The sequence below is a fragment of the Sinomonas sp. genome, from assembly GCF_036848755.1.
GTDB lineage: Bacteria > Actinomycetota > Actinomycetes > Actinomycetales > Micrococcaceae > Sinomonas.
The window spans coordinates 22,068-43,685 of sequence record NZ_DAIUJO010000018.1 but is presented as its reverse complement, the minus strand read 5'-3'; the positions used below and the strand labels follow the sequence as shown (position 1 = coordinate 43,685).

Genomic DNA, 21,618 nt, shown 5'->3' with positions numbered 1-21,618 from the left:
AAACGCACATCCGGCCCTGCTTCCGCCCGCTTGGCGCCTCCCGAAGGCGGCTAGGCGAGGGTCTCGATGACCCCGGCGCCCTCGGCGAGGAGCGGCTCACGGTCTGCGACTTGGGGAACCATGCGCGCGACGTCGTCCATGAGCGTGGCGACGTAGCGGCGGACGACGACGCGGTGGTCCGCGTCCCCGAACCAGGCGAGGTCGCGGCATGCCCGCAGCAGTGCGCGCACGACCCGCGGCTCATTGGCCCCATAGCGGCGGACCTGCCCCAGTGCGAGATCCAGGAGATATTCGAAGTCGCGCCCAGGGACGTAGAGCCTGACCGTTCCGCTGGCGTCGGCGGCCGTCTGAGTGCCGTGGCGGCGGACAGCCAGCGCCGCGAGCACGGAGCTCAGATGGTCCACGGCCTGAATGGCCGTGTACGGGTCGTTGATCGCGGGCGAAAGCGCCTTGGAAGCGATGTCGGCCAACTGGCGGATGCCGAAGGCCACGTCCTGCTCCATGGTCCGCTCGTACCCGATCCGGACACTCTGCCCGAGGGCCCTCGCGACGTCCCCGCGGCCCCGCGCCGACGGTGCACCGCCTTCCCGACCCCACACCCTCAGGAGGGGCGCCCCCGCCACGACGTGCTCCCCCACCATCGGCACCATGACCGCAAGCAGATCCTGGGCGGCGAGGACGGCGACCAGCTGATCGTGGTGGAAGGCCTGCACGTAGCCCGAGCGGCTGGCCGGCAGGACGGCGACGCCCGGGAGCGGCGCTGGCGGCAGGTGGTCGGGATCGCCCTCGACGAAGGAACGGCCTATGGCCCTGAGCGTCGCCCTCTCGACACTCTTCATCACCTGATCGACCTGAATCGAGTGCGAGAGGTGATGCACGAAGAACACGAGCATGACGAGGCTCGCGAACAGCAGCAGGAGCGCGCCGCTCACGGCGAGACGGGGGTAGTCCTGCGTCCTCTGGCCGCCCGAGATCCCGACGGTGTAGAGGCCGGCGGTGCTGTAGGCGAACGTGGCCACGAACGTGCTCAGCGTGACCTGGTTCGGGAGGTCGCGCAGGAAGTTGCGCAGAAGCCGGGGGCTGAACTGGGTGGACGCGAGCTGCAGCGCCACGACTGTGAGCCCGAGCACGAGAGCGATCACGGTGACCATGGTGCTGGCGATGCCGATGAGCAGGTTGCGCGCGTCGTCGGAAGTGCCCTGGAAGAGCAACGGGGCAAAGGGCGACGTGGAGTCGAGATGGACGGCCGACAACGCGGACCCCGCGATGAGCGCTAGCACCACCGCGGCCGTCGGCATCGCCCAGAGGGCGCTCGCCAGATACTCGCGGAGAGCCTCACGCCTCACACGAGACACTCTCTGCTCCGTCGTGATGCCGGTCAAGGGCTCGCCGACACGACACGAGGGCCGTCCCAGTGATTCTGGGACGGCCCTCGTGGTAGCCGGGCGCGCACGCGCCGGACGACTTGCCTAGTGGTTGTGCCTACCTCTAGTGGTTGTGGCCCGCGTGGTCGTCGTCGGCCGGCTTGTCCGCGACGAGAGTCTCGGTCGTGAGAACGAGCGCCGCGATGGACGCCGCGTTCCGCAGCGCCGAGCGCGTCACCTTGACCGGGTCGATGACGCCGGCCGCGATGAGGTCCTCGTACTCGCCGGTCTTCGCGTTGAAGCCGTGGTTGACCTCGGCCTCCGCAACGCGCGCTGCGACGACATAGCCGTCGGAGCCAGCGTTCTGGGCGATCCAGCGCAGCGGCTGGACGAGCGCGCGGCGGACGATGTTGACGCCCACCGCCACATCTCCCGAGAGGCCCTTGATCGTCTCGTCCTCGTCGAGCACACGCACTGCGTGGACGAGAGCCGAGCCGCCGCCGGCCACGATGCCCTCCTCGAGGGCAGCCCGAGTCGAGGACACGGCGTCCTCGATGCGGTGCTTCTTCTCCTTGAGCTCCACCTCGGTCGCCGCGCCCACCTTGATGACGCCGATGCCGCCCGCGAGCTTCGCGAGGCGCTCCTGGAGCTTCTCGCGGTCCCAGTCGGAATCGGTACGGGTGAGCTCCGCCCGAAGCTGCGCGACGCGTGCCGCAACGTCCTCGGCCGAACCCGCGCCGTCGACGATCGTCGTCGTGTCCTTCGTGACCGTGATCCGGCGGGCCGTGCCGAGCTGCTCAAGGCCCACCTGGTCGAGGCTCAGTCCGACCTCCGGAGAGATGACCTGGGCGCCGGTGAGCGTCGCGATGTCCTGGAGCATGGCCTTGCGGCGGTCGCCGAAGCCCGGAGCCTTGACAGCGACCACGTTCAGGGTGCCGCGGATCTTGTTGACGATGAGGGTCGAGAGCGCCTCGCCCTCGACGTCCTCGGCGATGATGAAGAGCGGCTTCGACGCCTGGAGCGTCTTCTCGAGGAGCGGGAGGAAGTCCTGCAGCGACGAGATCTTGCCCTGGTGGATGAGGATGAACGCGTCCTCGAGGACGGCCTCCTGGCGCTCGGCATCGGTCACGAAGTACGGCGACAGGTAGCCCTTGTCGAACTGCATGCCCTCGGTGAGCACGAGCTCGGTCTGGGTCGTGGAGGCTTCCTCGATGGTGATGACGCCATCCTGGCCGACCTTCTCGAAGGCCTCGGCGAGAAGCTCGCCGATCTCATCCGACTGCGCCGAGATCGCCGCAACATTGGCGACCTGCTTGCCCGTGACCTCGCGGGCGTTCTCCCCGAGACGGGTGGCGACGGCCTCGACCGCAGCCTCGATGCCGCGCTTGATCTCGCCGGGGGCCGCGCCGGCGGCCACGTTGCGGAGGCCTTCCTTGACGAGCGCCTGCGCAAGGACGGTCGCCGTCGTCGTGCCGTCGCCCGCGACGTCGTTCGTCTTGGTGGCGACTTCCTTGGCGAGCTGGGCGCCGAGGTTCTCGTAGGGGTCATCGAGTTCGACCTCGCGAGCGATGGTCACGCCATCGTTGGTGATGGTCGGCGCGCCCCACTTCTTGTCGAGGACGACGTTGCGGCCGCGCGGGCCGAGGGTCACCTTGACGGTGTCGGCGAGCTTGTCGACGCCGGCCTCGAGGGCCTTGCGGGCGTCTTGGTTGAATGCGAGCTGCTTTGCCATTCGCTTCTCCTTGGGTTCAAGGGCAGCACCCCGGCCGAGTGACCGGGGTGCTGACGTTGAAGTCCTGCTCGGCGGGGACTACTTGACGACGATCGCGAGGACGTCGCGGGCGGAGAGCACGAGGTACTCGCTGCCGCCCGTCTTGACCTCGGTTCCGCCGTACTTCGAGTAGAGGACGACGTCGCCAACGGTCACGTCGACCGGGACGCGGTTGCCGTTGTCGTCGACGCGGCCGGGACCGACGGCGACAACTTCGCCCTCCTGCGGCTTCTCCTTGGCAGTGTCCGGGATCACGAGGCCCGAAGCAGTGGTCTGCTCCGCCTCGAGCGGCTTGACGACAATACGGTCCTCGAGAGGCTTGATGGAGACCGACACGGATCTCTCCTTTTCATGAACGGGTCACAGAAATGGGAGCCGGGCATGCAACCGTCGTCGCGGGTGCCGGGAGCGTGCCTGGACAGTTAGCACTCACACGGGGCGAGTGCTACTGCTGACTCTATTGAGCGGCTGGCACTCGGTCAAGGCGAGTGCCAGTCCAACGACTCCCACGTCCGGCTAATCGCCGGCGAGATCCTCGAAACTCAGGTCGTCGCCGTCGTCCCCGTTCTGGCGCCCGCGGTTCAGGTACATCACGACGAGCGAGCCGATCAGCAGGATCCCGCCGACCACGAGTCCCACGATCGCGGCAATCTGGGCGCCGAGGTACTGGTCGCGGAGTGCCTCCGCCTCCGGCGTGGGGTCGCTGATGCTCTTGCCGCCCACGGAGTAGACGGTCGCGGTGAACGCGTCGAGGCCCAGGACGATGAAGAGCAGGACCGCGGACACCGCGGTGAGGACGATGCCCAGAATGAGCAAGGGTCGGATATAGCGGGAGAATCCCCGGTGGTTGGCGGCGGGCGATGCGTCAGCAGGCGTCGTCTCCATGAGTCCACCATATCCGGAACAGCTGCTCTCGACTGGGCGCCGTGCGGGGTGAACTAGGCTTGATCCATGGCTCAGGACCCCCACGCCGCCGAGCAGCTCGCGCCCCTGCTGACCTCGGAAGGCTGGGCCCTCCTCAACTCGCTAGGCCCCTACCGGGAAGAGGATGCCCTCGCGATCACGGCTCGGCTGCGCAAGGCAGGCCACGCGCCCGGGCTCGTCTCCGCCGTCCTGAGCCAGGCTCGGCTGAGGGTCAAGGCGGAGGCGAAATTCGGCGAGTTTTCGCGTCATATGCTCTTCACCCGGACGGGACTCGAGCAGGCGACACGGCTGAGCATTGCGGCCCGGCACGCGCGCCGTTTCGTAGACGCCGGCGTCCGGACCGTCGCGGATCTCGGCTGCGGGCTCGGCGCCGACGCCATGGCAATGGCTTCGCTCGACCTCGAGGTCACGGCCGTCGAACTTGACGAGACGACGGCCGCCTGCGCGACGATCAATCTCATGCCGTTTCCCAACGTCCGAGTCGTCCACGCGGACGCGCAGACCGTCCCGCTCGAGGGAATCGAAGGAGTCTGGCTGGACCCGGCACGCCGGACGACGTCGACCTCCGGCACCACGCGCCTGTGGGACCCGGAGCAGTTCTCTCCGCCGCTGAGCTTCGTCTCCGAACTCGCCGATGAGGGGCGCCCCGTTGGCGTCAAGCTGGGCCCGGGCCTCCCCCACTCGTCGGTGCCCGACAGCTGCGAGGCGCAGTGGGTGTCGATCGATGGCGAGGTCGCCGAGGTCGGACTCTACTTCAACACCCTCAAGCGGCCGAGCGTGCGTCGGGCGGCGCTCGTCGTCGCCGGCCAGACGGTGTCAGAACTCGTGGCCGAGACGGATTTCGGCGGCGGGGTGAAGCCCCAGCTCGGCCCGCTCGAGGGCTTCTTGTACGAGCCCGACGGCGCCGTGATCCGCGCGGGGCTCGTGGCCGAGCTCGCGGACCGCCTCGGCGGCCACCTCGTGGACCCGCGCATCGCGTACGTCTGCTCGCCGGACCTCCTCGCGACCCCGTTCGCGAAGGCCTATCGAGTCCTCGAGGTGCGCCCGTACAACGTGCGGGCCCTGCGCCAATGGGTGCGCGACGAAGGCGTCACCACGCTGGACATCAAGAAGCGCGGCACCTCCGTCACCCCCGAAGAGCTGCGCAAGCTCCTCTTCCTCGGCCAGGGCAAGGCGCCGAAGAAGAAGCCACACCGCCGCGCGACGCTCGTGCTCACCCGGATCGGTGACGACCGCGTGGCCGCGATCGTCGAGCCCGTCTGACCCGGCGAGTCCCGCCGTCCGCGCCCCCGGGACGAGGCGACCGCCTCCCTACTGTGCCCGCATGAACTCCTCAGCCGCGCGCACCTGCTCGCGCGTGGGGCGGATTCCGGTGTAGAGGACGAACTGCTCGAGCGCTTGGATGGTCATGACCTCGGCGCCTGTGATCACCTTCTTGCCTGCGGCGCGCCCCGCCTTCACGAGCGGCGTCTCAGCGGGAACCCCGACGACGTCGAAGACGGCGCGTGCAGCCTCGACGGCCGACGCCGGAAAGGCGAGGGAGCCGACGTCGGCACCGCCCGCCATGCCGAGGGGCGTCGCGTTGACGAGGACATCCGTCGAGGAATCCGGGAGCTCGCTCTGCCAGCGGAATCCATAGAGGTCCGCGAGCGCCCGCCCCCTTTCCTCGTTCCGGGCGACGACGGTCACCTCGAGGAAGCCAGCATCGCGGAAAGCCGCCGCCGTGGCCTTCGCCATGCCTCCCGAACCCCGAAGCACCACCGACCACGCGGGGTCGAGTCCGTTCGCTGCGATCAGCTGGGCTATCGCGGTGTAGTCGGTGTTGTAGGCGGTGAGGACCCCGCCGTCGTTGACCACCGTGTTGACCGAATCAATGGCGGCCGCCGAGGGATCCATGCGGTCGACCAATGCGATGACCCGCTCCTTGTAGGGCATCGAGACCGCGCAGCCGCGAATTCCCAACCCCCGCACCCCGGCGATCGCCTGCGCGAGATCGGTCGGCGCGAAAGCCTTGTAGATCCAGTTGAGCCCCAGAGCCTCGTAGAGGAAGTTGTGGAACCGCGTCCCGTTGTTGCTCGGGCGCGCTGAGAGTGAGATGCACAGGGTCATGTCTTTGTTCAGGATCGGCACGCCACAAGGCTAGCCGGACGCGCCGGCTCTGGCCGGGGGCCCGCGAGCGGTGTGCAATGGTCGCATGCCGGACTCGAAGGCGAATCAGGTCCCTGCCCGAGTGGGCATCGACGAGTTCTCGACGAACAGCGCGCTCGTCGACGGAGTGCGCCGCCATGGCGCAGGATGGGCCGCGGGCGCGCTCGCCTCGATAGGCCGGCTCGTCGGCTCGGCCGAGTTCCAGGAGAACGCCCGGCTCGCGAATCTGAATCCGCCGGTCCTGCACGCCCTCGACCGCTACGGCGAGCGGCTCGACGAGGTCGAGTACCACCCCGCGTACCACCGGGTCATCGGGGACGCCCTCGCCCATGGGGCCCACACGTCGTCGTGGGCCGATCCTCGGCGAGGCGCCCATGTCGCTCGGGCCGCCGCGTTCATGCTGTTCGCCCAGGTCGAACCCGGCCACGCTTGCCCCGTCTCGATGACCCATGCTGCCGTGCCGGCGCTGGCCCGGGAACCCGCCGTCGCCCGTTCCTGGCTCCCGCGCCTGTACGGCACGGGCTACGAGCCGCGGCTGCTGCGGGCCGCCGAGAAGCCAAGCGCCCTGCTCGGCATGGCGATGACCGAGCGTCAGGGCGGCTCGGACGTGCGCGCCACCACGACCGCGGCGGTCGACGGCGGCGGAGGCACCGCGCGCATCACGGGCCACAAGTGGTTCTGTTCGGCCCCCATGAGCGACGCGTTCCTCGTGCTTGCGCAGGAACCATCCGGGCTCTCGTGCTTTCTGGTTCCCCGAGTGCTCGACGACGGAGCCCGGAATCCGTTCCGGCTCGTGCGGCTCAAATCCAAGCTGGGGAACCGGGCCAACGCGTCGGCCGAAGTCGAGTTGGAGGGGACGCTCGGCTGGCGCGTCGGGGAGGTGGGCCGCGGGGTCCGGACGATCCTCGACATGGTGCAGGAGACACGCCTCGATTGCGTCCTCGGCACGGCCGCGGGCATGCGGCAGGGCGTCGCCGAAGCCGTGTGGCACGCCCGGCATCGGCGCGCCTTCGGGAAGCGGCTCATCGATCAGCCTGCCATGGCCGCAGTCCTCGCCGACCTCGCCGTCGAGGCCGAAGCATCCATCGCGCTCGGGCTGCGGCTCGCAGCAGCGGACGACGCCGCGTGGCCGGCGGGGGTGCGCGACGACGCCGCGGGCGCGGGAGCGGACGGCGTCCGTATGGGCAGTGACGCCGCCCGCGAGCGCAGCTTCGCCCGGATTGCAACCGCCCTGGCGAAGTTCTGGGTGTGCAAGCGGGGCCCGGCGCACGCGGCCGAGGCTCTCGAGTGCCTCGGCGGCAACGGCTACACGGAGGACTTCCCCCTCGCCATGCGATACCGCGAGCAGCCTGTGATGGCGATCTGGGAGGGCTCCGGGAACGTCGTCGCGTTGGACGTGCTGCGGGCGCTCGCGCGCGAGCCCGACTCCGCCGAGGCCCTCGCGGACGAACTCGAGCTGCAGCGCGGCGTCGACCCGCTGCTGGACCGAGCGCTGGGGCGGGCCCTGTCGCTCATGTCGGACGCGAGGCGCGAGCCTGAGACAGCCCAGTGGTGGGCGCGCCGGCTCGCCGAGGAGCTCGCCCTGGCCCTCGAAGGCGCGCTCCTCGTCAGCCACGCGCCGTCGTCCGTCGCCGAAGCGTTTCTCTCGGCAAGGCTGGGTGACGACCGGAGCCTCGGCTTGGGCTGCCTCCCCGACTCGGCGCGGACCGCGGAGATCCTCGACCGGGTCTAGCGCGAGCCTGCATGGCCGACACCTCCCGTCACGCGGACCGGACGGGCTCAGCGGAGAGCGGCCCTGCCCTAGACTGGGCTCGTTCTGTACGGACGCTGCGGCCCTGCCGGAGCCTGATCTCCAGAAGCGGGGGCGGACCATGCACATCGACTTCGCGCCCTCGAAGCAGTCCACGATCGGCATGGAGTGGGAACTCGCGCTGGTCGACCGGCACGGCGGGGAACTCGTCTCGGCGGCGCCCGACGTCATGCGCGGTGTGTTCGCGGAGCACCCCGAGCTCAACGCCGAGTGCCCGCGCGTCCATCAGGAGCTCCTGCTCAACACGGTCGAGATCGTGACGGACGTCCACAACACGGTGGGCGACGCCAAGGAGGACCTCGCGACCACCATGGCCGCAGTCCGCAGCGTCACCGACCGTCTCGGCGTCGAGCTGTTCTCCGCGGGAAGCCACCCGTTCAGCCCCCCGCGGCTCCAGCCGGTGACGGACAAGGACCGCTACGCAAAGCTCATCGACCGGACCCAATGGTGGGGCCGGCAGATGGTCATCTACGGCGTGCACATCCACGTGGGCCTCGACCGCGGCGACAAGGCCATGCCCGTCCTGGACGCCCTCGTGAACTATTTCCCGCACTTCCAGGCGCTCTCGGCCTCGAGCCCCTACTGGGGCGGCGAGGACACAGGATACGCGTCACAGCGCGCGCTCATGTTCCAGCAGCTCCCCACGGCCGGACTTCCGTTCCAGTTCTCGGATTGGAGCGGCTTCGAGGGCTACGTGCAGGACATGCTCACCACGGGCGTGATCGACGTCATCAGCGAGATCCGCTGGGACATCCGCCCCGTCCCCCGGCTCGGCACCATCGAGATGCGCGTGTGCGACGGGCTCTCGACGCTCGAGGAGGTCGGCGCTATCGGAGCGCTCACCCAGTGCCTTGTCGAAGAGGCATCCAGGATCCTCGACCGCGGCGGCAGGATCCCCACGATGCCGCCGTGGCATGTGCAGGAGAACAAGTGGCGCTCCGCGCGGTACGGGCTCGACGCGATCATCATCCTCGACGCGGCCGGCCGGGAACAGCTCGTCACGGAACACCTCGCCGAGACCCTCGACCGTCTCGAGCCCATCGCCCGTGACCTCGGCTGCGCGGACGAGCTCCGCAACGTCGAGGGCATCGTGCGCCGCGGCGCGGGCTACCAGCGGCAGCGGCGGACGGCCGAGGCGCACGGCGGCGACCTGCGCGCCGTCGTGCTCGAGGAGGCGCGCCTCATGCGGGAGGGCCACCCGGCGTGAGCGAGCCGCCAGCACGACGGCGCCGCTCGCCTGGTCGGGTCCTGCTCGTCGCGGCGCTGCTCGCGGGGGTGCTCGCGGTCACCTCGCATGCCCAAGCCGCGTTGTTGGTCATCGTGGGCGCGGCGATCTACGGAGGGGTCGAAGCCTTCCTGGCCTGGCGGAAGGGCCGCGACGCGGAGCTCTGACCCCTCGTACACCGAGCTCCGGCCCCGACCCCTCGTACGCCGAGCTCCGGCCCTGGTACGCGGAGCCCTGACCCCTTGCGCCGTCAGCTCTACCGGGTAGAGGTGACGGCGCAACGAGCCGCACCCCGCAAAGGTGACGGCGCAAGCTCAGGCCGAGACGGTGGTGACCGGGAGCGACGAATCGGGCGCGAAGGAGAGCTCGCTCGGCGCCCGTCCGTCCATGATGACCCGCGCCGCGAGGGCCGCGACCATCGCCCCGTTGTCGGTGCAGAGCGAGAACGGGGGGACCGCGAGCGAGATCCCGGCGGAGGCGCAGCGCTCGGCCGTGAGCTCGCGGAGCCGAGAGTTCGCGGCCACGCCCCCGCCGAGCAGGAGATTGCGCAGGCCGTGCTCCCGGCACGCGAGAACTGCCTTCGAGGTCACAACATCGACCACGGCCTCCTGGAACGACGCCGCGATGTCCGCGACCGGCACGGGCTTGCCCGCCGCCTCGTACTGTTCGACGCACCGCGCGACCGCCGTCTTGAGCCCCGAGAAGGACCAGTCGTAGCGGTGCGGGCCCGGTGCTTCGGGCGAGCCCATGTACTTGGGCTGGGTCAGGCCGCGGGGGAAGCGGAAGGCTCGCGGGTCGCCGTCCTTGGCCAGCCGGTCGATGGCCGGTCCTCCGGGATAGCCGAGGCCGAGGAGCCGGGCGACCTTGTCGTAGGCCTCGCCCGCCGCGTCGTCGATGGTCGAGCCGAGCATCTCGACGTCGGAGGCGATGTTCCGCACGCGCAGGATCTCGGTGTGGCCGCCCGAGACAAGCAGCGCCCCCAGGTCCTCGGGCAACGCGCCGCCGTAGACCCCGCCGTCGAGGAGGCCTACCCCGACGTGCGCGACGAGGTGGTTGATCGCATAGAGCGGCTTGCCGGTGGCCACGGCCAGCGCCTTCGCGGCGCACACGCCCACCATGAGCGCTCCGGCGAGGCCCGGGCCGGACGTCACCGCGAGCGCGTCGACGTCCTCGAGCGTGACTCCGGCCGTCTCGAGGGCCTCCGTGAGAGTGGGCACCATGGCATCGAGGTGGGCGCGGGACGCGATCTCGGGGATCACGCCGCCGAAGCGGACATGCTCGTCCATCGAGGAGGAGACGGTGTTGGCGAGCAGCTTCGTGCCACGCACGATCCCGACGCCCGTCTCGTCGCACGAAGACTCGATCCCGAGGACGAGTGGCTCCTTCACTGCTCTCCTTCCTCGGGCCGCACAAGCGGCAGCTGCATGATGTAGGCGTCGACGCCATCGCGGTAGTAGCGGCGGCGGGTGTGGATCTGAGCGAAGCCGAATCGAAGGTACAGCGCCTGCGCTCTGGGGTTGTCGGCGCGCACCTCGAGCAGGACGTCCCGTGCGCCGCGCCTCCGCGCCTCCGCGATGAGCTCCGTGAGCACGGCCGAGCCGATCCCCCGGCCTTCGCGGTCCGGCACGACGGCGATGGTCTGCACGTCCGCGATCGGCGGAACGCACATGACCCCGGCGTACGCGACGATCCGTGGCTCACCCTCGGGTCCGCGCTCCTCGGCGACGTAGTACCGCCTCGTCCCGGGCTGCGAGAGTTCGTCGCGGAACATGCGTTCGGGCCACGCGTCGGCCGGGAACAGGATCTTCTCGAGCGCGTGGACCGCGGGGACGTCCGCGTCCGTCATGTCCCGCAGCTCGATACCGTCCGGCAGGGACTCCGCCTGGAATGTCACAGCGCCTTCTTCCGCGGTCCGGGCACCTTCGCGTCGGATTCCCGGAGATAGCGCGGCGCCGTGTCGAGCAGCTCTTCACCGCGCGCAAGGCGTTCGACGGCGGCGAGCCCCAAGGACGCGGCCGTGGGCTGCGCGCTCTCGAAGGCCCGGACGACGACGGCGCCCCCCGCCTCGAGCTTCTCCTGGTAGATCCCGCCGCCCGCGCCGTAGACCGGGAGTGCGGGGAGCGCGTCGGGGTGGGCCACGTGCGGCCCGTCGAGGCGGACTCCGCGCGGCGAGTACCGAGCCCAGTACACCTCGCGGCGCCGGGCGTCGGTCGCGACGACGAAGTCGGACGCGGGCGGCCTGGCTCCGGCAAGGACGTCCCACGCGATCGCGTCGAGGCTCATCAGGCCCGCGAGCGGCGCGTCCCAGGCGAAAGCGAGGGCGCGCGCCGTCGCGATGCCGGATCGGAGCCCCGTGAACGGGCCGGGGCCCACGCCGACGACGATCCGCTCGACGTCGGCGCCAGTGAGCTCCTGTTCGATGAGCAGCGCGCGGATGCCGGGGGCGAGGACTTCGGCGTGCGACTTGGTGTCCTCGGTCGCGAACTGGGCGAGGACGGCGCCACGGGGCTCGTCCTCGTGCCACCGGATGACGGCGGCGGACGCGATGGCGGACGTGTCGATGACGAGGAGGATCACCGGGCCTCCCCCGACCTTCCGGCCGTGGCGGCGACGGCACCCGGCAGGGCTGGGGGCTCGGCCCACCGGGGGCCGAATCCGCGCACGACGACGAGGCGCGGCTCGTCGTCGTCGTACTCTTCGTCCACGGTTGCTTCCGCGCCCTCGGGGTCGAAGTCGACTTCGGGGTCCGCGCCCGCTGCTCCGCCGGCGGGGGGAGGCAGGGGTCCCCGCTCGAGCTCGATGTCGAGCCAGGACTCGGAAAGTCCTTCGACGAGCCCACGCCCCCATTCGACGACCGTCACGGACGTGTCGACCCAGTTCTCGAGGTCGAGATCCTCGACCTCGCCCTCCCCCTCGAGGCGGTAGGCATCGACGTGCACGAGGTCGGGGCCTCCCGGCCGCGGACCGTCAGGCAGGTTGGGGTGGATGCGCACCAGGACGAACGTCGGCGAGATGATCCCGCCGCGCACGCCGAGACCTGCGCCCAGACCTTGCGTGAACGTCGTCTTCCCGGCACCCAACGCGCCCGTCAGGACCACGAGATCGCCAGCCTCGAGAACGCGCCCGAGCGCCGCGCCCAGCGCCTGGGTCTCCTCCGCCGTCGTCGGCCGGGCCCTGAGTTCCCACGTCGGCCCGGAGCCGGGGTGATGCGGGCCAGCGCTCACGCCGGCCCTCCCGCGACAGTCGCCACGGCGCCTGGGGTGAGCCCCGTGGAGGGCTCGGGGGGCGCGGAATCCACGTGGATCCGCGGCACGCGCGGGCTGATGCGGGTCACGATCTCGTAGTTGATGGTCCCGGCGGCGCGGGCCCAGTCGTCGGCCGTCGGGCCGCCGTCGTCTCCCGTCCCGAACAGCACGGCCTCGCCGCCCGCGAGCGACTCGACGTCGGCGTCGGGCCCGAGGTCCACGACCATCTGGTCCATCGCGACGCGCCCGACCACCCGGTAGGTCGTGCCTGAAATGCGCACCGGCCCGCCGTTGGACGTCCGCGGGACGCCGTCGGCGTACCCGAGTGGAATGAGCCCGAGGGCGCTCTCGCCGGGGGTTCGGTAGGTGAGTCCGTAGCTCACGCCCTGGCCTGCCGGGACGCGCTTGGCCTGGGAGACGAGGGTGCGCAGCGTCATGGCCGGGCGCAGGCCAAGGTCTGAGGAGCGCTGGTCCGGGAAGGGCGAGAGCCCGTAGATCGAGATACCCGCGCGGACCAGATCGAAATGGGTGTCGGGGCGAGAGAAGATCGCCGGCGAGTTGGCGATGTGGCGCACTTCGAGGTCGCACCCGGCGTCCTCTGCGAGCGCGACGGCGTCGCGGAAGACGGCGAGCTGGACGTCGGTCTCGGGCCGGTCGGGCTCGTCGGCCACCGCAAGGTGGCTGAAGACCCCGACGACGCGGAGCAGTCCCTGATCCTGATAGTCGGTGGCCTCGTCGAGAACGGCCTCCCAGCGGTCCGGCGTCACACCGTTGCGGCCGAGTCCGGTGTCGATCTTGAGGTGCACGCGGGCGGGGCGCTGCTGCTCGCGCGCGGCATCGGCAATCCGGCCGAGCTCCCAGCCGGAGCATCCGAGGTCGACGCCGGCGCCCACCGCGGCCGAGAAGTTGCTGTCCGTCGTGTGGAGCCACGCGAGGGTCGGTGCGTCGATGCCCGCGGCCCGGAGCGTGAGCGCCTCGCTGATGTGCGCGACGCCCAGCCACGCGGCGCCCGCTTCGAGCGCAGCGCGGGCCACGGGGACCGCACCGTGCCCGTACGCATCCGCCTTCACGACAGCCATGACGCGCGCGGGCTCCGCGACCGTGCGCACGAGGCGGACGTTGTGCCGGACCGCCTCGAGGTCGACGACGGCGGCCCGCTCGGGAAGGCGAGGCAGGCGTTCTACTGCGGGTTCGGGCGTGGAAGTCACGCCCCGAGTCTACCGGCGGCGCCCGGAGCGCCCCGCGGAGTCGCGCCCCCCGGGGGGCGGCTGCGGGGGCAGTGTCGGGGAAACCGTAGCCTAGTATGCGTGCAGCACCAGGACCGCGTGGCGATGATCAGCCTCCACACGTCGCCCCTCGAGCAGCCCGGAGCGGGCGACGCCGGGGGCATGAACGTGTACATCAGCCACCTCGCGCGCGCCCTCGCCGAGGACGGCCTCGGCGTCGACATCTACACGCGCGCGACCGATCCCCTGCAGCCGGACACGGTCGCCCTCGGCGCCGGCGTCAGGGTCCACCACGTGGAGGCCGGTCCGCGACGGAGGCTCGCCAAGGAGCAGATGCCCCCCATCGCTGACGAGTTCGCCGACGGGCTGCTCCGCCGGATGCAGGGATCTCCGCGCCCGCGGGTCGTGCACAGCCACTACTGGGTATCCGGTCTCGCTGGGCTCCGCGCGGCCGCCGAATGGGACGTTCCGCTCGTCCACACCATGCACACCATGGCGCGGGTCAAGAACCGCCACCTCGCCGCGGGCGATCTGCCCGAACCGACGTGGCGCGAGCGCGGGGAACAGCTCATCGCCGACGGTGCCACGTGGCTCACCGCGAACACTGCGGCCGAGCGGGACGAGCTCGTGCGGCATTACGACGTCGACGAGGACCGCATCGACATCGTGAACCCGGGCGTCGACCTCGACATCTTCCGCCCTGCCTTCCGCTCGCGGTCGCGGGTCGCATCCGGGGTGCCGGCGGCGACGTTCCACATCCTGTTCGCGGGCCGGCTGCAGCGGCTCAAAGGGCCCCAGGTGCTCGTGGCAGCGGCGGGCGAGCTGCGGCGTCGTCGTCCGGACATCCCGCTCGCCGTCACCATCATCGGCGCCCCGAGCGGCTCCCTCGGGCTCGACCTCGACGAACTCGCACGGGGCGAGGGGCTCGATGGCGTTGTCCACCGTCTCCCCCCGGTCCCGGCCGGCGTCCTCGCCGAATGGTTCAGGTCCGCTGACGTGGTGGCGATGCCGAGCTTCTCGGAATCTTTCGGACTCGTGGCGCTCGAGGCGCAGGCGTGCGGCACGCCGGTCGTCGCTGCGCGCGTCGGCGGCCTGCCGAAGGCCGTCTGCGACGGGCGTACGGGCTTCCTCGTGGGAGGCCACGATCCCGTGGAGTGGGCGGCCGTCCTCGAGCAGCTCTACGACGACCCGTCCACGCGGGTGGACTTGGGCCGGGCGGCTTCGATCTACGCGCAGCGCTTCGGCTGGGAGCAGACGGCAGAGGGGACGCGTGCCGCGTACCGGCGTGCTGTCCGGGCCCACGCCACGGCGCCTCGCGTGACTACCTGACCATCTGTTCGGCGGCGCGATAGGGTGAGGCCCATGAGCGCCACGGCTGCGATGCCCAGCGACCTCGAGATCGCCCGGGCCACAACCCTCCGCCCCATCGGCGAGATCGCCGCTGCAGCAGGAATCCCGGAGGAAGCCCTCGAGCTGTACGGCCGCTACAAGGCCAAGATCGACGTCGCTCGGCTCCCTCCCGCGGGAACGCCCGGCCAGGTGGTTCTGGTCTCCGCCATCTCGCCCACCCCCGCTGGCGAGGGGAAGTCGACGCTCACGGTCGGTCTCGCGGACGCCCTTGCCCGCGCCGGCAAGCGCACCATGATCGCCATCCGGGAGCCGAGCCTCGGTCCGGTGCTCGGCATGAAGGGGGGCGCGACGGGCGGCGGCCGCTCGCAGGTCCTCCCGATGGATGACATCAACCTCCATTTCACGGGCGACTTCCACGCGATCACGTCCGCCAACAACGCGCTGTGCGCGCTCATCGACAACCACATCTTCCAAGGCAACGAGCTCGGCATCGATCCACGCCGCATCACGTTCCGCCGGGTCATGGACATGAACGACAGGAGCCTCCGCGACATCGTCGTCGGCCTCGGCGGCCCCGCGCAGGGCGTGCCGCGGCAGGACGGCTTCGACATCACGGTGGCCTCAGAGGTCATGGCCGTCTTCTGCCTCGCGACCTCGCCGCGGGACCTCACGGAGCGGCTCGCCCGCATCACGTTCGGCTACACGTACGACCGCCGCCCTGTCACGGTCGCGGCTCTGGGTGCCCAAGGCGTCATGGCGATGCTCCTCAAGGACGCGATCAAGCCGAACCTCGTCCAGACCATTGCCGGGACGCCCGCCCTCGTCCATGGCGGCCCGTTCGCGAACATCGCCCACGGCTGCAATTCGGTGATCGCAACGACGACGGCGCGCCGCCTCGCCGAGGTCGTCGTGACAGAGGCGGGGTTCGGCGCGGACCTCGGCGCGGAGAAGTTCGTAGACATCAAGGCGCGCTGCGCGGACGTGGCGCCCTCCGCCGTCGTCCTCGTTGCGACCGTGCGCGCGCTCAAGCACCATGGCGGCCAACCCCTCGACAGGTCGTCCGAGCCCGACGTCGCGGCCCTCGAGCGCGGCATGCCCAACCTCGCCCGGCACATCGCCACCGTACGGAAGTTCGGTCTCGAACCTGTGGTCGCGGTGAACCGCTTCGGGACGGACACCGAGGAAGAGCTCGGCACGGTACTTGCCTGGTGCCGTGGCTCGGGCGTGCGGGCTGCCGTCGCGGACGTCTGGGCGCGCGGCGGCGGGGACGACGGCGGCGACGACCTCGCGCGGGAAGTGCTGGCAGCGCTGTCGACGCCGGCGACCTGCCAGCAGCTGTACCCCCTCGATCTGCCCGTCGAGGAGAAGATCGGCACGATCGTCCGTGAGGTCTACGGGGGCGCCGGCGTCGAGTTCTCCGACGCCGCGCGCCGCGAGCTCGTCCAGATCCGCGAGAACGGGTGGGACTCGATGCCCGTGTGCATGGCGAAGACGCAGTACTCGTTCTCGGACGATCCGGCGCTGCTCGGTGCCCCCGAAGGGTTCACGGTCCACGTCCGAGAGCTCCGCGTCCGGACCGGTGCGGGGTTCATTGTTGCCGTGACGGGAACCCTCATGACGATGCCCGGCCTGCCGAAGAACCCCGGCGCGCTGCGGATGGGCCTCGACGAGCAAGGACGGCCGGAAGGACTCTTCTGAGGAAGGGGCCGACGGCCCGCGCCGTCAGCCCCTCGAGGGCGCTCTGGATCCTCTGAACGTTCCGCCCTGGTTCACCTATCCCATCGGGGTCACCTCGGGGGGCACAGCGGTCGAGGGAGGAATGGCGGCAGTATCAGGGACGGCCGCCCGGACGGGCTTGATGTTCTGGTTGACGTGGAAGAAGTTGTCAGGGTCGTACTTCGCCTTGATGCGGGAGAGTCTGCCGTAGTTGACTGCGTAGTTGTCCACAATCCGCGTCTGGTCGTCGGCGTCCTGGAAGTTGATGTAGCCTCCTGGCTCCGAATAAGGGTGAAGTGCGGACCAATAGTGCCGCACCCATTCGATGTTCTTCTCGTTCTCGGCGGGGTCTGGCCACTGTCCGGCGATGACTGGGGCGAAGGCCACGTTCCGGTAGGCGAAGGCTGTCGCCTCGGGCGCCACCCGCTGCACGGCCCCGTCGATCGGGTAGAAGTGGTTGGCGGAGTGAACTGTCGGGATGCCCGGGGCGTGCTCGACAGCAACGCGCAACGCGTCGTCGCTGAGCGTGCGGAGGAAGTCCGCCTTCCAATAGCCCTGAAGCCCGGGAACGCCGTTGAGCCCATCGAACATGATGTTGAGCGCCGGGTACGGCAGAGGGGCGAACATGGAGCCGAGCACCGGCCCGGCGTCGAGCATGGGCTGCCAGTGTGCCGGTCCCGCATCGACGTCTCCGGTCCACATGCCTCCCACGACAGCGACGGGCTTGCCGTGCCATTCCTCCGGCAGGAAGGGGACTGGCGGCCCCTGATGGAACCCGAAGAATGCCCCCATCTCCTCAGGCTCTGCAGCGAGCCATTCCCGATACGCCGAGCCAACGGCCACACCGAGCGCGGCGTCGAAGAAGACGAGTCCGACATGGACCGTGTCCACCGGGTGCAGGTTGAACTCGAAAGACGTCACAACCCCGAAGTTTCCGCTTCCACCCCTGAGTGCCCAGAACAGATCCTCGTTCTCGGTCTCGCTCGCTCTGACGAACGTTCCATCCGCGAGAATGACATCGGCGGAGACGAGGTTGTCGCAGGCGAGGCCGTACTTTCGCGAAAGGTAGCCGATGCCGCCGCCCAGGGTCAGGCCGGCAACCCCGGTCGAACCAATGATGCCGCCTGTGCTCGCGAGACCGAACGCATGGGTCGCGTGGTTGTAGTCCGCCCACGTGGCACCGGCCTCAGCGCGCGCAGTGCGAGCGGCCGGGTCTACCCGAACACCACGAAGGGCCGAGAAGTCGAGGACAAGCCCGTCGTCCACCGTCCCGAAGCCCGGGGCGCTGTGGGCGCCGCCACGAATGGCGAGATCTATTCCGAGTCCCCGCGCGAAGCGAACTGCCGCCATGACGTCGGCGACCTGCGACACGCGCAGGATCGCCGCCGGATGTCGGTCCACCATACCGTTGAAGACGCGGCGTGCGGCGTCGTAGTCGGCGTCTCCATCCTCAATGACCTGACCGCGGACCTGCTCGCGAAGGACGTCAAAGCGTTCGGTAGTCATGACAGACTCCAAGGTGCCAGCGACGAGACCAAGTGGAGGGCCGCCCCTCTACGCTGCCCAGCCAGGGCGGGCCCGATGACCCTTTCGGTCTACGCGGGGCCCAAAGACGCGTCAAGGGCGGAGCTGCCGCGCCGCAGGCGCGCTCAACAGCACCGCGCCGGCCCTTGACTTCATCCGGGGAAGCGGCCGCCCATGTAGCTGCCAGATAGGGGGGGAGGGTCAGGCCCCCTGGCGGCGACGCAGAAGGCCCCGCATCCTGAGGAACCGGGGCCTTCTGCGCACGACGACGGCGCTCGCTGAGTGCGCCCGTCTCGCCTAGCGTTCCACGTCGCCGCGGATGAACGCCTCGACCTGGGCGCGGGCGACGTCGTCGGCACGCTGCTCGGGTGGGGACTTCATGAAGTACGCGGACGGCGAGACGAGCGGGCCGCCGATGCCGCGGTCGAGGCCGATCTTCGCAGCACGGACGGCGTCGATGATCACGCCCGCAGAGTTCGGCGAGTCCCACACCTCGAGCTTGTACTCGAGCGAGACCGGGGCGTCCCCGAAGTTGCGGCCCTCGAGCCGCACGAACGCCCACTTGCGGTCGTCGAGCCACTCGACGTAATCGCTCGGGCCGATGTGCACGTCACGCGCCGCCAGCTCGGCCTGGACGTTCGACGTCACGGCCTGCGTCTTGGAGATCTTCTTGGACTGGAGCCGCTCGCGCTCGAGCATGTTCTTGAAGTCCATGTTGCCGCCGACGTTGAGCTGGTACGTCCGGTCCACGGTCACGCCGCGGTCCTCGAAGAGCTTCGCGAGTACACGGTGGGTGATGGTGGCGCCGATCTGGCTCTTGATGTCGTCACCGACGATCGGCACGCCCGCTTCGGTGAACTTCTGCGCCCACTCGGGGGTGCCTGCGATGAACACGGGGAGGGCGTTGACGAACGCGACGTGGGCGTCGATGGCGCACTGGGCGTAGAACTTGGCGGCCTGGTCGGAGCCGACCGGGAGGTAGCACACGAGCACGTCGACCTTGGCCTCGCGCAGCGCGGCAACGACGTCGACGGGTTCGGCGTCGGACTCCTCAATGGTCTCGCGGTAGTACTTGCCGAGGCCGTCGAGGGTGTGGCCGCGCTGGACGGTGACACCGGTCGGCGGCACGTCGGCGATCTTGATCGTGTTGTTCTCGCTCGCGCCGATCGCTTCGGCCAGGTCGATGCCGACCTTCTTGCCATCGACGTCGAACGCGGCAACGAACTCGAGGTCGCTCACGTGATACGGCCCGAACTGGACGTGCATGAGACCGGGGACGGTCTCCCCCGGGTCCGCGTCGCGGTAGTAGTGCACTCCCTGGACGAGGGAGGCGGCGCAGTTGCCCACGCCGACGATGGCCACACGGATCGGGTTCTCAGACACGGTTCTCCTTGCAGATTAACTGGCACCGGCGAAGGATGCGTCCGACGCCGGAGAGCAAAGTCATCCTACCCAACGCCTTTCCGACCAACCGGACCTAGACTCGAAACACAGCATTTCACAGGAGGGTCTATGGCACGCCGCGCCCAGAGGAAATGGAAGACCATGAGCGGGCGGAGGAGGTTCTGGGTCGTCAGCGCCGCAACGATCGAGCTAGGCCTCAAACTGCTCGCCTGGCGGGATCTCGCCCGCCGTCCCGCCGCACAGATCAACGGACGGAAGGCCGCGTGGTTCGCGGCGACCTTCATCAACACCTTCGGGCCAATCGCCTACTTCCTGTTCGGGCGACGCCCCGCCAGCCTCACCTTGAAGCACCACTGACGCGAACGCCCCCCGACGCGACGGGACCCCGCAACCCACGAGGTGCGGGGTCCCGCCTGCGGGCCTGCCGGTTGGTCAGTGGCCCGCGAGAACGCGGTCGATCTCCGCGAGCTCCTCGTCAAGGAACTCGGGCGCTGCGAGCGCGCCGAGCGAATCCTCGAGCTGCCCCACGGACGAGGCTCCGATGAGGGCCGACGTCACCGGGGAGGCCCCGGAGGGCTGCGGCCGCAGGACCCACGCGATCGCCATCTGGGCGAGCGTCTGGCCGCGTTCGCGGGCGATGGCGTCCAGGGCGCGGACCATCTCGACCTTGTCCTCTGTAATGGCCGAGGACTTGAGGAAGTGCTCCTTCGCCGCGCGCGAATCTTCGGGGATGCCATGAAGGTAGCGATTCGTCAGGAGGCCCTGGGCCAGGGGCGAGAAGACGATCGATCCAGCGCCGACCTCGTCCAGTGCTTGATAGAGATTCGGGCTGCCCTGCTCGGTCCAGCGGTCGGCCATCGAGTACCTCGGCTGGTGGATCAGCAGCGGCGTGCCGAGATCACGCAGGATCTGGGCGGCCTCGAGCGTCTGCTGGGGCGAGTAGGACGAGATCCCCGCGTACAGCGCCCGGCCCGAGCGCACCGCATAGTCGAGCGCCCCCATGGTCTCCTCGAGCGGCGTGTCCGGGTCGGGACGGTGGCTGTAGAAGATGTCGACATACTCGACGCCCATGCGCTTGAGCGATTGGTCAAGGCTTGAGATCAGGTATTTCCGAGATCCCCACTCGCCGTAGGGCCCGTCCCACATGAAATAGCCGGCCTTGGTCGAGATGATCAACTCGTCCCGGTACGGGCGGAAGTCCTCGCGCAGGTGGCGGGCGAAGTTTGACTCCGCGCTCCCCGGCGGCGGCCCATAGTTGTTGGCCAGGTCAAAATGCGTGACTCCGAGGTCGAAGGCCCGCCGGAGGATCGCGCGCTGTTCCTCGAAGTTCTTGTCGTCGCCGAAGTTGTGCCAGAGGCCGAGTGAGATGGCCGGCAGCTTGAGGCCGCTGCGGCCAACCCGGTTGTACTGCATGGATTCATAACGGATGGAATCTGCGATGTACGTCACAGCCCACCATCCTATAAAGATTCGGCATCGTCTCTGCGACAACCGTGACGGGCACGTGCTCGCGTGTTAGAACAACTGCATCAGCGGGGAATACGTAGTTCTCTACCGAACGCGCACCAGCAAAGGAGAATAACGTGGGGTTCATCGGATTTCTGATCCTCGGCCTGATCGCCGGGGCCATCGCAAAGGCCATCCTCCCCGGAAAGCAGGGCGGCGGCTGGATTGCGACTCTCATCCTGGGCGTCGTCGGCGCTTGGCTGGGAGGCTTGATCGGCGGCCTGATCTTCGGCTTCAACACGATCGGCACCTTCTTCGAGATTCGCACGTGGATCACCGCCATCGTGGGATCCATCATCGTCCTCCTCATCTGGGGCGCCATCATGCACCGCCGCAGGGCCTAGAAGCCCTCACGAGCAACGAACGCCCCGTCCGGCAGCGCCGGACGGGGCGTTTCTGCGTTGC

The 21,618-nt window shown here is 69.6% G+C and carries 21 protein-coding genes; 8 read left to right on the top strand and 13 right to left on the bottom strand.

The annotated features are described in order from the left end of the window. Positions 1-50: 50 nt before the first annotated feature. The 4 genes from V7053_RS04580 to V7053_RS04565 form a co-directional block, all read right to left on the bottom strand. Positions 51-1,346 (bottom strand): DUF2254 domain-containing protein, encoded by a 1,296-nt coding sequence (locus V7053_RS04580; protein WP_334171086.1) that lies wholly within the window; start codon positions 1,344-1,346, stop codon positions 51-53. Positions 1,347-1,488: 142 nt separating this feature from the next. Next, on the bottom strand, positions 1,489-3,096 hold the full coding sequence (gene groL, locus V7053_RS04575; protein ID WP_334171085.1) for a chaperonin GroEL: 1,608 nt from the start codon (positions 3,094-3,096) through the stop codon (positions 1,489-1,491). A 78-nt stretch (positions 3,097-3,174) separates the two neighbouring features. Next, positions 3,175-3,471 (bottom strand): co-chaperone GroES, encoded by a 297-nt coding sequence (gene groES, locus V7053_RS04570; RefSeq protein WP_043120020.1) that lies wholly within the window; start codon positions 3,469-3,471, stop codon positions 3,175-3,177. Between the two features lie 180 nt (positions 3,472-3,651). After that, complete coding sequence (locus V7053_RS04565; protein WP_334171084.1) at positions 3,652-4,020, bottom strand: hypothetical protein; 369 nt, start codon at positions 4,018-4,020, stop codon at positions 3,652-3,654. Between the two features lie 66 nt (positions 4,021-4,086). Between V7053_RS04565 and V7053_RS04560 the strand changes: the two genes are divergently transcribed. Beyond that, complete coding sequence (locus V7053_RS04560; protein WP_334171083.1) at positions 4,087-5,322, top strand: class I SAM-dependent methyltransferase; 1,236 nt, start codon at positions 4,087-4,089, stop codon at positions 5,320-5,322. A 48-nt stretch (positions 5,323-5,370) separates the two neighbouring features. Here V7053_RS04560 and V7053_RS04555 read toward each other — a convergent pair whose 3' ends face one another. After that, positions 5,371-6,189 (bottom strand): shikimate 5-dehydrogenase, encoded by an 819-nt coding sequence (locus V7053_RS04555; protein ID WP_334171082.1) that lies wholly within the window; start codon positions 6,187-6,189, stop codon positions 5,371-5,373. A 64-nt stretch (positions 6,190-6,253) separates the two neighbouring features. Between V7053_RS04555 and V7053_RS04550 the strand changes: the two genes are divergently transcribed. The 3 genes from V7053_RS04550 (at position 6,254) to V7053_RS04540 (ending at position 9,409) form a co-directional block, all read left to right on the top strand. Beyond that, on the top strand, positions 6,254-7,939 hold the full coding sequence (locus tag V7053_RS04550; protein WP_334171081.1) for an acyl-CoA dehydrogenase family protein: 1,686 nt from the start codon (positions 6,254-6,256) through the stop codon (positions 7,937-7,939). A 139-nt stretch (positions 7,940-8,078) separates the two neighbouring features. Beyond that, the gene (locus V7053_RS04545; protein WP_334171080.1) at positions 8,079-9,224 is read left to right on the top strand and encodes a glutamate--cysteine ligase; all 1,146 of its coding nucleotides are present in this window, start codon (positions 8,079-8,081) and stop codon (positions 9,222-9,224) included. Next, a complete protein-coding gene (locus tag V7053_RS04540; RefSeq protein WP_334171079.1) occupies positions 9,221-9,409 on the top strand; it encodes a hypothetical protein in 189 nt (62 codons plus the stop codon). The genes V7053_RS04545 and V7053_RS04540 overlap by 4 nt, the downstream gene beginning before the upstream one ends. Positions 9,410-9,556: 147 nt before the next feature. Here the strand turns inward: V7053_RS04540 and tsaD are convergent, their stop codons facing one another. Genes tsaD through alr form a run of 5 tightly spaced genes read right to left on the bottom strand, consistent with a single transcriptional unit; the run spans position 9,557 to position 13,695 of the window. Then, the gene (gene tsaD / locus V7053_RS04535) at positions 9,557-10,630 is read right to left on the bottom strand and encodes a tRNA (adenosine(37)-N6)-threonylcarbamoyltransferase complex transferase subunit TsaD (RefSeq protein WP_334171078.1); all 1,074 of its coding nucleotides are present in this window, start codon (positions 10,628-10,630) and stop codon (positions 9,557-9,559) included. After that, positions 10,627-11,088, bottom strand: a complete 462-nt coding sequence (gene rimI / locus V7053_RS04530; RefSeq protein WP_334171089.1) for a ribosomal protein S18-alanine N-acetyltransferase — start codon at positions 11,086-11,088, stop codon at positions 10,627-10,629. The genes tsaD and rimI overlap by 4 nt, the downstream gene beginning before the upstream one ends. A gap of 44 nt (positions 11,089-11,132) precedes the next feature. Then, positions 11,133-11,819, bottom strand: coding sequence for a tRNA (adenosine(37)-N6)-threonylcarbamoyltransferase complex dimerization subunit type 1 TsaB (gene tsaB, locus V7053_RS04525; protein WP_334171077.1), 687 nt, complete (start codon positions 11,817-11,819; stop codon positions 11,133-11,135). Beyond that, positions 11,816-12,466: a tRNA (adenosine(37)-N6)-threonylcarbamoyltransferase complex ATPase subunit type 1 TsaE gene (gene tsaE, locus V7053_RS04520; protein ID WP_334171076.1), complete on the bottom strand. Its 651-nt coding sequence runs from the start codon at positions 12,464-12,466 to the stop codon at positions 11,816-11,818. The genes tsaB and tsaE overlap by 4 nt, the downstream gene beginning before the upstream one ends. After that, on the bottom strand, positions 12,463-13,695 hold the full coding sequence (alr, locus tag V7053_RS04515; protein WP_334171075.1) for an alanine racemase: 1,233 nt from the start codon (positions 13,693-13,695) through the stop codon (positions 12,463-12,465). Before alr ends, tsaE begins: the two co-directional genes overlap by 4 nt. Positions 13,696-13,818: 123 nt before the next feature. Here alr and mshA point away from each other — a divergent pair, with 123 nt between their 5' ends. Together mshA and V7053_RS04505 are read left to right on the top strand one after the other, a co-directional pair. Next, the gene (gene mshA / locus V7053_RS04510) at positions 13,819-15,042 is read left to right on the top strand and encodes a D-inositol-3-phosphate glycosyltransferase (RefSeq protein WP_334171088.1); all 1,224 of its coding nucleotides are present in this window, start codon (positions 13,819-13,821) and stop codon (positions 15,040-15,042) included. A gap of 33 nt (positions 15,043-15,075) precedes the next feature. Then, the gene (locus tag V7053_RS04505; RefSeq protein WP_334171074.1) at positions 15,076-16,761 is read left to right on the top strand and encodes a formate--tetrahydrofolate ligase; all 1,686 of its coding nucleotides are present in this window, start codon (positions 15,076-15,078) and stop codon (positions 16,759-16,761) included. A gap of 75 nt (positions 16,762-16,836) precedes the next feature. Here V7053_RS04505 and V7053_RS04500 read toward each other — a convergent pair whose 3' ends face one another. Together V7053_RS04500 and V7053_RS04495 are read right to left on the bottom strand one after the other, a co-directional pair. Next, positions 16,837-18,285, bottom strand: coding sequence for an FAD-binding oxidoreductase (locus V7053_RS04500; protein ID WP_334171073.1), 1,449 nt, complete (start codon positions 18,283-18,285; stop codon positions 16,837-16,839). 315 nt (positions 18,286-18,600) lie between these two features. After that, positions 18,601-19,686 (bottom strand): inositol-3-phosphate synthase, encoded by a 1,086-nt coding sequence (locus V7053_RS04495; RefSeq protein WP_334171072.1) that lies wholly within the window; start codon positions 19,684-19,686, stop codon positions 18,601-18,603. A gap of 129 nt (positions 19,687-19,815) precedes the next feature. Here V7053_RS04495 and V7053_RS04490 point away from each other — a divergent pair, with 129 nt between their 5' ends. Then, the gene (locus V7053_RS04490) at positions 19,816-20,064 is read left to right on the top strand and encodes a PLDc N-terminal domain-containing protein (RefSeq protein WP_334171071.1); all 249 of its coding nucleotides are present in this window, start codon (positions 19,816-19,818) and stop codon (positions 20,062-20,064) included. A 75-nt stretch (positions 20,065-20,139) separates the two neighbouring features. Here V7053_RS04490 and V7053_RS04485 read toward each other — a convergent pair whose 3' ends face one another. Continuing rightward, positions 20,140-21,156: an aldo/keto reductase gene (locus V7053_RS04485; protein ID WP_334171070.1), complete on the bottom strand. Its 1,017-nt coding sequence runs from the start codon at positions 21,154-21,156 to the stop codon at positions 20,140-20,142. A 134-nt stretch (positions 21,157-21,290) separates the two neighbouring features. On the opposite strand from V7053_RS04485, the gene V7053_RS04480 reads away from it, so the two are divergent. Then, positions 21,291-21,557: a GlsB/YeaQ/YmgE family stress response membrane protein gene (locus V7053_RS04480; protein ID WP_334171069.1), complete on the top strand. Its 267-nt coding sequence runs from the start codon at positions 21,291-21,293 to the stop codon at positions 21,555-21,557. The last annotated feature ends 61 nt before the right edge of the window (positions 21,558-21,618 follow it).